This is a genomic window from Pseudomaricurvus sp. ABR4_320, from assembly GCF_056159445.1.
Genome location: NZ_JBSWVF010000014.1, coordinates 59552 through 72434, shown reverse-complemented (window position 1 = coordinate 72434; position 12883 = coordinate 59552). Strand labels below are relative to the sequence as shown.

11 protein-coding genes are annotated in these 12883 nt (G+C 50.0%); 3 read left to right on the top strand and 8 right to left on the bottom strand.

Annotated elements, in window-relative coordinates; all coding sequences use genetic code 11:
* Positions 1-183: 183 nt before the first annotated feature.
* From ACXAFR_RS21480 to dmeF, 6 genes are all read right to left on the bottom strand, one after another.
* Positions 184-618, bottom strand: coding sequence for a type 2 periplasmic-binding domain-containing protein (locus ACXAFR_RS21480; RefSeq protein ID WP_475180791.1), 435 nt, complete (start codon positions 616-618; stop codon positions 184-186).
* 18 nt (positions 619-636) lie between these two features.
* A complete protein-coding gene (locus ACXAFR_RS21475) occupies positions 637-1812 on the bottom strand; it encodes a porin family protein (protein ID WP_475180789.1) in 1176 nt (391 codons plus the stop codon).
* Positions 1813-2075: 263 nt separating this feature from the next.
* Positions 2076-3524, bottom strand: coding sequence for a TonB family protein (locus tag ACXAFR_RS21470; RefSeq protein WP_475180788.1), 1449 nt, complete (start codon positions 3522-3524; stop codon positions 2076-2078).
* An 80-nt stretch (positions 3525-3604) separates the two neighbouring features.
* A complete protein-coding gene (locus tag ACXAFR_RS21465; RefSeq protein ID WP_475180786.1) occupies positions 3605-5224 on the bottom strand; it encodes a methyl-accepting chemotaxis protein in 1620 nt (539 codons plus the stop codon).
* 128 nt (positions 5225-5352) lie between these two features.
* Positions 5353-6885, bottom strand: a complete 1533-nt coding sequence (locus ACXAFR_RS21460; protein WP_475180784.1) for a glycosyl hydrolase family 79 N-terminal domain-containing protein — start codon at positions 6883-6885, stop codon at positions 5353-5355.
* 118 nt (positions 6886-7003) lie between these two features.
* On the bottom strand, positions 7004-7936 hold the full coding sequence (dmeF, locus tag ACXAFR_RS21455) for a CDF family Co(II)/Ni(II) efflux transporter DmeF (RefSeq protein ID WP_475180782.1): 933 nt from the start codon (positions 7934-7936) through the stop codon (positions 7004-7006).
* Positions 7937-8306: 370 nt separating this feature from the next.
* Here dmeF and ACXAFR_RS21450 point away from each other — a divergent pair, with 370 nt between their 5' ends.
* Positions 8307-8945 carry an RpiB/LacA/LacB family sugar-phosphate isomerase gene (locus tag ACXAFR_RS21450; protein ID WP_475180780.1) on the top strand — a complete coding sequence of 213 codons (639 nt, stop codon included), beginning with the start codon at positions 8307-8309 and terminating at the stop codon, positions 8943-8945.
* An 82-nt stretch (positions 8946-9027) separates the two neighbouring features.
* On the opposite strand, the gene ACXAFR_RS21445 is transcribed toward ACXAFR_RS21450, so the two are convergent.
* Both ACXAFR_RS21445 and ACXAFR_RS21440 read right to left on the bottom strand, forming a co-directional pair.
* Positions 9028-9447: a YgiW/YdeI family stress tolerance OB fold protein gene (locus ACXAFR_RS21445; protein ID WP_475180778.1), complete on the bottom strand. Its 420-nt coding sequence runs from the start codon at positions 9445-9447 to the stop codon at positions 9028-9030.
* An 81-nt stretch (positions 9448-9528) separates the two neighbouring features.
* On the bottom strand, positions 9529-10857 hold the full coding sequence (locus ACXAFR_RS21440; RefSeq protein WP_475180776.1) for a DUF5666 domain-containing protein: 1329 nt from the start codon (positions 10855-10857) through the stop codon (positions 9529-9531).
* 101 nt (positions 10858-10958) lie between these two features.
* Here ACXAFR_RS21440 and ACXAFR_RS21435 point away from each other — a divergent pair, with 101 nt between their 5' ends.
* Positions 10959-11630 carry a response regulator transcription factor gene (locus ACXAFR_RS21435; RefSeq protein ID WP_475180774.1) on the top strand — a complete coding sequence of 224 codons (672 nt, stop codon included), beginning with the start codon at positions 10959-10961 and terminating at the stop codon, positions 11628-11630.
* Positions 11617-12870 (top strand): sensor histidine kinase, encoded by a 1254-nt coding sequence (locus ACXAFR_RS21430; RefSeq protein ID WP_475180773.1) that lies wholly within the window; start codon positions 11617-11619, stop codon positions 12868-12870. The genes ACXAFR_RS21435 and ACXAFR_RS21430 overlap by 14 nt, the downstream gene beginning before the upstream one ends.
* Positions 12871-12883 lie beyond the last annotated feature (13 nt).

Genomic DNA, 12883 nt, shown 5'->3' with positions numbered 1-12883 from the left:
GTTGACGTTATTTTCGGTGTTTACAGGAAGATCGTCCGCTCAACACAAAATGGCGATGTTAACGTAACGTATTTGAGCAACAATTTCGAGTCAGCAGCAAGAACGTAAGCAGAAAGGGAATAAAACAGAAAAGAACATTCTGAGAAAAGCCGCTGGCGAAAAAAGTCACCAGCGGCATAATAGCTAGAATCGATGAACGACTTTTACGCTACTATCGACCATAGAGGAATCAATATACCCGATTGCATCCTTATCAGCGGCAACCGCATCCTTGACCGCTTGTTCTGAATCCAATCTTTCTGGCGGCGTGCCTTTACCGGTAAAAATTTGCTGAGCCCAATACGACTTTGCCTGCCGAGGGCTTTTGCCGACCACCTTATCGACGAACTCCTCATACAAAGGAGAATCCTCAGTGAGATCGAACGCTTTCACATCACTACCCGTTGAAAAAGATTTCGCCTTACCGAGATAAATACGACTTATCTGTTTTTTATCCAGCGCCGCACTGTTACTGGGATGCACAACCACCACACCATCGGCGTGACTCGCGAGACTGTAAACACCCGTTGCGATCATTACCGAACCGAGCAGAACTGTTTTTCGAATCAGTTTTTTCATGGCTTTCTCCTGCTCCACTCAGAATACGACATCAACGCCAAAGGAGACGACATCGACATCATAGGAATCCCCGTGTCCGGCACCACCATAATAAATTAACGGGCCATCGGTATATTCACTGTCGCTTTCATCGGTCTGGGTTAAATACTCAACTTTAAAAGCGGCGCTTGGGTGAAAATCCCAACGCAAACCTAGAGTGACCGCCTCGTAACCAGATTCCATGCCATTGGGCACACTTTGAGTTTCGCGATCAGTAAACGCCGAGGTATAGGTGATGTGAGGCGTGAAATCGCCAATTCGATAACCGGTGGATACATACCAGCTGGTTTCCTCCGAAAAGCCGAGCACGTCGAAACCATAGCCAATGACGTCATCGGATTCTGCATAGACTATTTCCCCCATGACAAACCAGTCATCGAAACTGGCGTTGGCAGCGAATCCCAAAAATGTGTAATGATTCGGATCGTCTTTTGAGGTCAGGTTGCCATTTTCGTCTGAAAATGAGCTCGCCGCAGGATCATCAAAATAGAAGTCGAGACCGGCGTAACTTGCCCGCAGCGTTAACCAGTCGTTCGACACTTGATAAGCAACACCGAGAATGTCGCGAAAGTGCGTATCGGAACCCGCCTCGCCGAGATACTCATCACCACTGCCACCATAGACCTGGAGTTGAGACTCCCAATCTCCCAGAGATGTCTGCCAGGTCAGATTGATTCCGTCGAGGGTATCACCACCGGCGGCTTGAGAAAGATGAGGCACACGGATCCAATGGTAGGCATAGCCGACATCCAAAAAGTCGGAGTAGTAAAACAGAGGAATTCTCTGCCGCCCCAGCTTCGCATTCCAATTGTCGTTCAGATCATAAGAGATGTACGCCCAGCTGATTTCCGCTTGGAAATCTTCGCCACCGACACCAGTCACCATTCCAACGACCGACAAACCATCGCCCAAATCAGAACGCACCTGCAGACCATAGATGGAATCCGGTTTGAAACTGAGATCTTCGTCGTAGGTGCCCTCGCCGGTGATATCAGCGACATAGGTGGCTGGTCCATCGTAAGCATCCCCTTCATTTAGGGTCATACCACCGACAATTGAGGCAAATCCATTAATAGAAATATCGGCGGCGTAGGTTTGCCCCGCAGCAAACACAACGCCCCCAGACACCATGAGCGGAAGTAATATTTTCTTCATGCCAGCATGCTCTCGTTAGCTTTTTTCAGAGAATGATAAATTCTAAAAAAATTATAGTTGAATATATTGTGTTCGCAGAAAATTGTGATCTTTTATTCAAGGAAAGCCTTTGACAGGGCGCTGACGTAACATCAGCAATAAATGATCGAAGAGAAATAGGAATAAAATTAAAGATAGATGGCCCTGCTTGCGCGGACAGAAGCCAATATTCACCGCATGATTTTTTCGGTGAAATCAACAAAGACACGTTATTTGTTAGAAACTTATCGGGCCAATCGATAATCGAGCTGAATACGAAACGTTTGGGATTTTCCAGGAAGCTCACGAGGAAATGGCGGAAATGGCGCCGCTTTCTCTACGGCAGTCTGGGCTTGCTTATTAAAGAGCTTGTACTTCGACTCCTTGATAAAATGAACATCGAGTAACCGTCCATCCCGGCTGACAGACACCGACAAACTCAGATGATCCTCCCAACGTTTTTGGTACGCCTGAAATGGCACCGTTTTGTACTTATTAATCGACTTTTCAAGCTGATTAAAATACGCATTACGAGCTTCCAAAGCGGTTTCAGAAAACGCTAAGACATCAATGGCGTCAAATTCCGTCTCAGCATTTTGAGTTTCAGAGGTCACCTCAGAGGCAACAACGGGGGTTTCCTCGCTTTTGTCAGATAACGTTGAGTCTTGCTGAGCAGTCGTCGCGGCCACATCGCGATTCTGCTCAGGTTTTACGACTTCAGCCACGGCCGCATCGGTAGGTACACGACTGTCGCCATCCTCTATGGATTGAGACGTATTGACGGAATTATCAGGCTTCGATTCAGTAGCTGTTGCCTGCCGCGGAGGCGTTATCGTATCGGTACTTAACTCATCAGTGGCATCAGTTTTGTTTGCCACTGCAGCGTCAGGCTTCAACGGAGTCTTCTGTGGGGGTTTATTAACCGCAGCGGATGTTACCTCATCGCCAGCATTCTGATCGACGAGAGCATGCTCTGGTGGCACATCGACCGGTGTTTGCGTTTTGGGTTCAGGTTTTGTGGTATTGGATTTCGGAGTCGGCACGCTTGCGACCACCGGACGTACACTATCGACGCCCGCAAAGCGATTCCAGGCTTTGCGCGCTTTCTTCGTTTCGGAAAAATCTAACAAGGCCGCCTTAAAAGGCGTCGTCAGCGGAACATCGCCAATCAGCGCACTCAACAAGAAAGGTGCAAAATTCTCCTTTTGAAAGACAAGCTTCCTGGTGTTGTTTAGCAACAACCGACTATTCTGATCGACTTGGTGTTCCAGAATGATTCTGTCTCCAGGATAAATGGAACCGTCAAACGTCGAAAAAAAGGTCTCTAGGTCTTTTTTCATCGACAGAAAAGTCGCTGAATCGTTATTGATGGATAAACCTTCAAGAAACAACATTCTTAAACGGCGATAAGATACCCGGTCTCCTGTGATCAGGATCTCAAGTTTGAAATCTTCCTTACCAGAAGTAAAATAATAGGCGTCTTTTTTTGGACTTGATGCGTGCAGGGCCACAAACATGTAGGGACTACGATATTCCTCATAATCCGCAACACTGGTGAACGGGAGTCGGTCATCTTCCTCAGCATGAACGAACGAAACTGATACACAGAGGACAGCCAGAGCGACAAGTAATCTTGCAACCCAATGGCTCCTAACGCCGGCCTGGCATGAAAACGGATAGAACACGAAAGACATTTGCACTGTATTTAAAAGGACTCTCTGATAACCGTAACTATAGCGGCCTTAACTGCCATCGTCTTGGAAATAGATGCCACCTAAAGTTTGAAATGTGATGCAGCGCAAGTAAGCTGATTCGCAAGTTGTTTCAAAGACACAGATATGCTTGTCACCTTCTCAGCACTCGTTTGTGCACTTTGGCAGGCACTACTCATTTCCTGCACGCTGGATTCAATATCTGATGCCGCCGACAACTGTTGGCCAATCGCATTTTCGATGGTTTGATTCATGGATGTTATCGATGCCACACTGCCGGTAATCGCCTCCAATGCAGCGCCGGTTGCCAACGCTTTTTCGTTGCTGCTTTTCGCCTTTTCTTTGCCCTGGGTCATGACGCTAACCGCAGACTGAGCAGCACTCTGCAGCTGCTCGATCATTCGTTGAATTTCCCGCGTAGATTCCTGGGTTCTCGATGCCAAAGTACGGACTTCATCGGCTACCACCGCAAAGCCTCTACCCTGCTCTCCCGCTCTGGCCGCTTCAATCGCAGCATTCAAAGCCAGGAGGTTGGTTTGTTCAGCGACCCCTCTGATAACGTCGAGAATACCGGCAACATTTTCCGTATCCGATTCCAACCCCGTTATAACCTCTGCGGCACGCTCAACCTCTCCAGCCAACTCATCGATCGCGGTAACCGTTCCCTGAACGATGTCATTTCCCTGCTGTGCAGAATGATCGGCTTTTGTAGCCGCATCGGCCGCCGCCTGGGCACTGGCAGACACTTCTTCCGCCCGCGCCAGCATATCTTGCATTTTCGCCAGGGCAGTGTCCGAGGATTGGCGCTGTCCCGAGGCAATCGACGCCGTTTCAGAAGAAACGTCGCCAAGGTTTTGAGTGACACGATTCAGCGGCTCAATGACATTAACCACTTCACGGATGGTGCCATGCAGCTTGTCCACAAAGAGATTAAACCATTTAGCCAACTCACCGAGCTCGTCCTTATCACCTTCCGGAAGACGCCTGCTGAGATCACCATCACCTTCCGCCATGGCCTGTAACGACCCTGAAATTTGACGAACATGGCGGCTGATTGCACCACTGACCAACAAAGAGATAACAATCAGCAATCCCAATGTACACAGCCCCACCAAAACCCCGGTAGTAATCAACCGGGTTTGAGCCGTTTTCGCTTGCGTAATTTGCTGGGTCAGGTCTTCGTGACTGCTGGACTTCAATGACTTTAGCGAGTTAGACAAGCTCTCCAGTGCCTGCTTCTTTTTTTCCGCAGTAACCAATATCTGATCGAAATCAATATCGCCGGAAATCATATTGCGTGTCAGCGCAAAAGAAAGCTCGGTATAGCGGCGTAAATCCGCCTCGCTGGTTAACAATTGTGAGGACTGTTCTGGGCCTAGCTCTCGCTGCTGCTCGAGATTTTCACGAATGTTTGCAGCCAACTGCTCGGCCAGATCAACGTCCTCCAGCTCACCCGTACTGACAGCACGCGACAGAGCCTCCTCCATGCGATCTAACAAAACACTGTTGGTGTTGGCCAGCTCCAACAGCGGAAAATATTTTTGCTGAACGCGCTCAAGCAAATCGGTATTACGGGCACCGGTTGCCGACACGACAAAAAAAAACACCAGAAATCCTATAACCGAAATCCCTGGTATTAAAAGTATCTTGGTGCTGATGGACAGATTACCAAACAGTGACATCTGCAAATCCTTTTCCGGAAAGTGCACTACTCTGATCAGTGTAGACGATCAGTGTGAGAAAACGTCATTGAAAGGTTGATCGACAGAAACTTGGCACTTAAATCACCCTCTCCGTCGCGTCAGACGGGTTATTCACCGCTTGGTACGGGCAGTAATTTTTGTTGCTCTAAGCGCCAAAAGCCGATGCTGTAAGGTGGGATGACGCCGTCAAATACCTTTTCAGGAAAGCTGTCGAGGGTTACCTTGCCACCTTTAAAGCGGGCTTTCTCTCCGTTGATGCGCACCCGACGACTGGTGAGCTTTTTGGCAGACATCTCATAGCCCCTCAACAAGTGGGACGGAATGAGACAGCGTAAATTGATAGGCACAATTTCATCATTCAGGTTAATCAGTAACAACACAAAGCCGCCAGAGCGCCCCGAATGCAAATACGCTCTGATTGAAGGATGATCAGACACTGCGCCATACACCTTGGTCCCCATGACCTGTGACCATAGCCAACTCACCCAAAAATCGGGCCTCGGCTTTAAGGTAAGACGGGCGATCATTCCATAATCACCACCTATCAGCGATTGCCGTACCACCACTTTCTGGCCGCTGACAGCACCCTGACCCAATTGATCTGCCCACCAAAAGCTCGATGCCCACCGGTCTGACAAATCCGGTTGGCCTCCACATTGTGCCGATCCTGTTTCTCCAGTCCAGAGTACCGCCTGAGGCTGATACTTAGCTCTAAGACGATTGAGCTGCTGACAAAATTTCCGGTAGTCCTCAAACGATTTTGGCGCTAGCAAATGGTGAAGATGCGCAGACCTCGTTCGCACCGGACTGCGCTCACTTTGAAAGGGATAATAATGCCAGTCGACAATATCAAGGCGCGTTTTTAATGAGCTGAGAAATTTCGGCGTAATGTTGCTGATCGGTCGCAGGGTTTCGCCTAACCTGGGCCAAAACGCACTGCCGGGGCCACAAATACGGGCTTTAGGGAAGTAACTGTGTACCAACGCGCTAAAACGATCATAATCCCGCGCCAGATTGACCGCCCGCGGTTGTGAACGCAATCCGTGAAACGCCCAATAGGCATTAAGTTCATTGCCGAGCTCAAACACATCGATGTCATAGCCCTGAGCACGAGAATATTCCAACAGAGCGATCAGTTCATCCCCCTGCCAGCGACCATGCTCATGGCGTTTAAACAGTCCATATTTGCAGGTGAACATCAGCTTGAGGTCGCAACGCCGTAAAAAATCGTGCAGTCGATCCCACTGTTCTCGGGTAAGCAGCAGCGGGTCTTTTTCGCCTAATGGCGCTTCGAAATAATGAATTTTGTCGGCTTCGGATCCACCAATACGCAAATAGGCTGGCCCCAGTGAACGGACCAGGTTTTCCAGCTTTGGCGCATCAAGGTTGAGAGGAGGAATTCGCAAGGCACCGAGACCTCGCCTAACGTCCATGGACCCCTCCCACCAAAAACCACCAACCAAGACAGAAATATCAATAGAAAAAGACAGATACCGGGAATCGACTTCGCCTCGAAGATGCAGATTGTCGATGTCGATGGTTACGGGCCGGTTCAGCGGCAGAGGACAGCTGGGGTTGCGTCGCAAAAGTCCAAAAAATCGCGAGAGTAACGCAATAATTGATGACAGCAGTTTTACCATTCCAACCCGCGCTGATGGATCTAAATGGTCGCTACCTTAAAGGAGACAGGGTGACACTATTATGACAAGCGTGGATAAACTGCCAAAGCTTGAAAATTCAACACAAGCGATCGGCAAATTATGTCTCAAGGACGTAAGACTCGCCTGCCATCACTTCAACCGTGAGATGGGAGAGATTTGGAATTCGGCTGTCGAGCAGCAATCGCAGCGCTTGCTCATCGAACGGCGAGTCCGTTACCACCGCTACAATGGCAGCCTGATGGTTTTGCGCCACTGTCCATACATGTAAATCGTAAACATCGACCCCTAGCCGCTCCTCAAGCTCACGCGTAATGGCATCGGAGTCCAATGAAGAGCGGTCCAGCAACACCCGACTGCTCTCCTTAATTAACTGTACAGCCCAATGTGTAATAATCGCAGCGCCAACCATTCCCATCACCGCATCCAGCCATATCCAGCCGAGATAGCGCCCCAGTATCAGGGCGGCAATCGCGAGGATGGAGGTCAATGCGTCTGCCAAAACATGAAAATACGCCGCCTTTAAATTGTGGTCTGCGTGGTCGTGGTCGTGGTCGTGGTCGTGGTCGTGGTCGTGGTCGTGGTGATGATGATGATCGTCGTGAAGAATAAAGACAGAAAAAACGTTGACGGCAAGACCGATAACGGCAACCAGTATCGCCTCGTTAAAGCGAATGGTTTCAGGGTGAAACAAACGCCCCATCGACTCCACCGCCATTAACAGGGCAACCACCAACAACGCGACGGCACTGGCAAATCCCCCCAGGTACTGGACTTTGCCGGTACCAAAACTGAATGTCTTATCGGTCGCGTGCTGACTGGCGTAGTAGTAAGTAAACATTGCCAGGGCGAATGCTGCTGCGTGAGTCCCCATATGCCAACCATCCGCCAACAGCGCCATGGAGCCAGCCCAGGTGCCGACAGCGATTTCGATAACCATCGTAATCAGTGTGACGACAAAGACAAGCCGCACACGACGGACATTCTTGGTAGATGGCTGCTGATAATTGTGGCTGTGGCGTGGCGTATTCATAGCGAGCTTCTTAAACGAGATGCACGGAGTTCTACTGTCTGTAACAGCAAAATATACTATACCCCAGTATATTATTTTGACCAAGCACTAGGGCTTTGTCCGGCAAGCAGTTCATGTTAAACGCGCTGATCAATTCCCCCTTGCTCAACGTATGCCCCCTTTTATCGGTAAGCTGTGTACAGCTTGACTGAGCCATTTGGCCCGTATTTGAACCACAAGACTGCCACCGGTGGACAGCCCGCCGACACGCGGAGTACCATAGCGTTAGAATTTGTGCGCAGCACTACGGCTGTATCGTGATCGACTCGTTGTTCGGGATCACTTTCGCCAGAACACGCTGCGCACCCATCCGACTACACAGGAGAACCCCATGAAAATCGCCTTGATGAACGAATTTAGCCAAGCGGGAAAGAACCCCATTGTGCTACAACAGCTGGAAGAAGTGGCTGGCGAAATGGGCCACAGCGTTTTTAACGTCGGTATGGACGGCGATAATGATCACCGTTTGACCTACATCCACTTGGGCATCATGGCAGGCTTGCTGATCAACAGCAAAGCGGTCGACTTTATCGTGGCTGGCTGCGGCACAGGACAAGGCGCAATGATGTCCTTGAATGCTCACCCAGGCGTTACCTGTGGCTACTGTATCGAGCCTTCCGACGCCTATCTGTTCGCTCAGGTCAACGACGGCAACGCCCTTTCCCTCCCCTTTGCAAAAGGCTACGGCTGGGGCGCAGAGCTAAACATTCGTTACATCTTTGAAAAAGCCTTCACGGGTGTTCGCGGGCAGGGATATCCGAAAGAGCGCCAGGCATCACAGATGGAGAACGCTGGCATCCTCAACACCGTGAAAGCGAGCTTAGCGAAAGACTATCTTGAAGGCTTGAAGGCTCTCGATCAGAGCCTGGTGAAAACCGCGGTTGGCGGACCTCGCTTCCAGGCCTGCTTCTTCGAAAACGGTCAGGATGACGCGCTGGCGCAATATGTGCGCGAGCTTTTGGAAAGCTAATTTCGCACACGCAAAAAGGGAAGACAGCGTTAACCGTCTTCCCTTTTTTTAAGGTGTTTTTCAACCACTCAATACCGCTTCTTTAGTGAGCGCTGGTTAGCGGTTGTGACGTCACGATAGAAACTCGATCAACTTCGATCTCCGGTGCTCCCATCAACTGAGTATCCACCTCACCAATAATTTTTACCAGCGTATGCTGATCGATGGTCTCACGAGGCATATCATCGGTATCAATTTCCACGTGGATTTCTCCGGTAGAGTCGCTGAACAGATAAGTGTCATTGGTCACTCGTTTTACCAGTTTACCCTCCAACGCAATGGGCACGTCATCCGAGGGATCCTGCAGCACATCGGCAACTGACGTATACATGCGGTTGTCACTCGGCCCAACATACTCGGCATTAACGTCACCCGCGGCAGCCAATTCCATTGTGATCAACAGAGCGGCCAGTAAACCACCAGTACACAGACGTTTACGATTCACATTTGAAAATTCCATCATTCGTTTCCTCTATTTGATCGGGGATGATTTTGGTAAAAGGCCTACCCTCCCCGTTTTAGAGCGGCCGTGAAAAAAATGCGATCAATCGTCAAGGCGACAAAGGCTGATCTGCGTTCCATCAAATTGACAGTCGACATCGACCCATTGACCATTCATCCCATTGAGGCTGCCATCCGAGGCACCGTAGCCCCAAAGGCTGCCCGTGATGACTTCGCCTTCCAAATCCAACGCGTTATCGAGTTCCATCAATTCGACTTCTCGAACGATGTAACTGCTGTCCCGTTGAACCCCTTCAATTTCAATGGCAACGCCGTTTAACGTGTTGATTGAAAGGCCGTCTTCGTAACGTGTTTGGGCATCCAACAGAAAGTCGAAGCCATTAAAATTCAACACAGATCCTGAAGCGGTCATGGTTCCCGCCAATGCAAATTGCGGCGAAACACCGTCAGCATTGATCGAGGAACCAGCGTCATCAGCCTGCGCCTCAAATTCAATGTGCGTCACAATACTGTCGACAAGCGATACTTCCACGGAACGGCCCGTCGCGATATCAGCCTCAGTGCCATCTTCAAAGCGTGTCGAGTCAGCAATTTGATAGAGGTAGAGACCGTTCAGTTCGAAGACACTGCCCGCCTCATTGACCCAGGAAATGGTGCCGGAAATTTCTGTTTCCCCAGCGCCCGGTATCGACTCAATATCAACCTCGGTCGCATCGAAAATCCCATTCGCCAGACTTCCAAAAACTTCGACGTATTGGCCCTCATAGAAGGTACCGTCTTCCAGCACCGCACCACTGTAATCGACCGAAATCCCATTCACCGTAAAAGTGGATACACTGGTATCCAAATTGGCGACATACCCTTCAATTTCCATCCATAAGGGGTTGCTGCCGGCCTCTGCTTTCGCGGCAACAGCAACCCGATCACTGCCGTCGGCAGCGTCTTCCAACACGAGAAACACATAGTCGCCAACGCCAACAGCACTATTCAGACCGGACTGCGACAGAGTGACCTCCCCAAGGCTGATGGTATTCTCAGTCAGTGCCGTTACCTCGCCGGCGATGTCCGGGTCGATCGCGATGTTCAGAGTTTGATCATCTTCCTTCGTTATGATGACCGGCATGCCTTCGACCAACGCGGAGCTTGCAATCGCTTCACCCTGATAGAACACTCGGGCCGCCGACAGCCCCAGGCTGTAGCCACTGACCTGGATAGAGGCCTCATCGACCTGGGAAATCTTCCCGATTAACGTATCGGGTAAATCAGAGGCAGACCCCGTAACCAGATCACCACTGCTTCCAGAGCCAGAATTATCCGACTCGGCGGAGCGGTCTGAACCACCTCCGGAGCCGCCGCAGGCACTTAAGGTGGCTGCCAGGGCTGTACAAAGCAGTGTTTTTTGTAGTTGCATAGGGACCTCGTTGGACTCGTTAATTCACAATGGGGCTAGATTACCGAGGCCCCTGTGAAGCAAACGTGAAGTGAGGTTGACAAAGAGAACATGAGATTGCAGTGAAAGTACTTATCGTAGAAGACAGCGTTAAGGTGATGGAAACCGTCGCCGACTTTTTAGAATTGGAAGGCATCCAGGTAGATTTTGCCTACAACGGACGCGAAGCCATCGCCCGTGTTCAGGAAACCCACTTCGATGCTCTGGTGATGGATATCATGATGCCCGTGATGGACGGCATCGACGCCGTAGAAAAAATTCGCACAGAATTGCATTGCAATACACCAATATTGTTTCTGACCGCCCGCGATGCTTTGGATGATAAAGCCCGCGCCTACGGGGTGGGTGGCGACGACTACCTGGTAAAACCCTTCGCGATGGAGGAGCTGCTACTTCGCCTTAAAGCGCTGACGAAACGTGGGCTGCGCGGTGAAAATCAAACGTTAACCGTCGGCCCCTTAAGCCTGGATATTGAACGTGAAGCGCTGAGTGTCGCAGGCGCCAACGTCAAACTGACAGGCCTTCAACTACGCATACTGACCTTACTGATGCAACGATCACCTGGCATCGTTACCCGAGAAGAGATTCTCGAGACTGTATGGGGTGACGAACTCCCCCCCAGTGACGCATTGCGCAGTCATCTTTACGCCATTCGCAGCACACTGGCAAAAGCCGGTGTGGAAGACTGTGTAAAAACCATTCACGGTCGAGGGTTACAACTTGTCTGCGAGTGAACAAAAGGAGTTTCGCTCCACCTTACTCAAGGGTGCATTACTGTTGGGGTTTTGTGCCGGAATGCTGTTGGTTCTGTTCGTTTCCCGGGCAGAAGATCAAATGGAAATCATCAGTTTGCGTCACTGGCTGGACGCTGAAGTCAATCAATATTACCGACAGTATCGCAAGAATCCCGACACCGTCCGGCTTCCCAATCCCTACGAATTTGACAGCTATTGGAGCGAGAAAAACCCGCCAGCATGGTTACAGGAATACCAGACTCCAGGCTTTTTTGAACACCATCTAGGCGCAGAAGACAAACACTTTCGCGTCGTCCGACACCCCAGTGGCACCGGCTTGTTTTATCTGGTTTTTAAAGACGATGCCGATGATTATCTCGATCAATACGAAAGTAAGTTGCACTGGACCAGCTTTCTTATGGCTTTGTTAACGTGTGCCGCGACAGCTCTGTCAGTTTTGTTTTTAGTCGGTCGCATCGCCCACCCTTTTAAACAAGTACTGGTAAAAATTCGACAAATGAAACCAACTGCTCCGGATTTTTCTGTGGACGCACCCTACGAAGAGTTACGACAAATTGAAGCCGCCTTGCTGCACAGTAAACAGGAAATTCGCTCTTATTTTCAACGGGAGCAGGAGTTTAGCCGTTTCGCCTCCCACGAAATTCGAACACCTTTGACGGTCATGCGCGGATCGATAGATTTGTTAAAAAAAATGGAGTTCGAAGCCGGGCCCGCCCAACGCGCAACGCTGAGACTCGATGCTGCCTGCGACGATATGACCTTGCTGACCGAGCTGTTTCTGTTGCTCGGTAAAAACACGATAGAAGAACAACGGTTTCAAACACAGTCGCTGCGCCGTCAGGTTGAGGACATCCTTACACGGGTTAAAGAAGGCAACCTTCGTAAAACACGGGATATCACGCTGATGGTTGAAGCCGATACGGAGGTAAATGCCCCAGGCGTTATGCTGCACGTATTACTGTTCAATTTGGTTCGCAATGCCATTGACCATGGTATGGGAACGCCTTGTGTCACCTTGCGCGAAAATCAGATTGACGTGGTCAACAGCATTGACACAGAGGCCGACAATCAAGGGTTCGGCTATGGAACCATCATCATAGGACGCATCGCCGATCGACTCGGTTGGACAGTAACCTCGCAGATAAAAGGCGATATTTATTCTGCCACAGTGAAATTTTTACCCATTGATACCGTGGAAGATAGGGTGTCAGAAAATTAGAAATTCCCACATT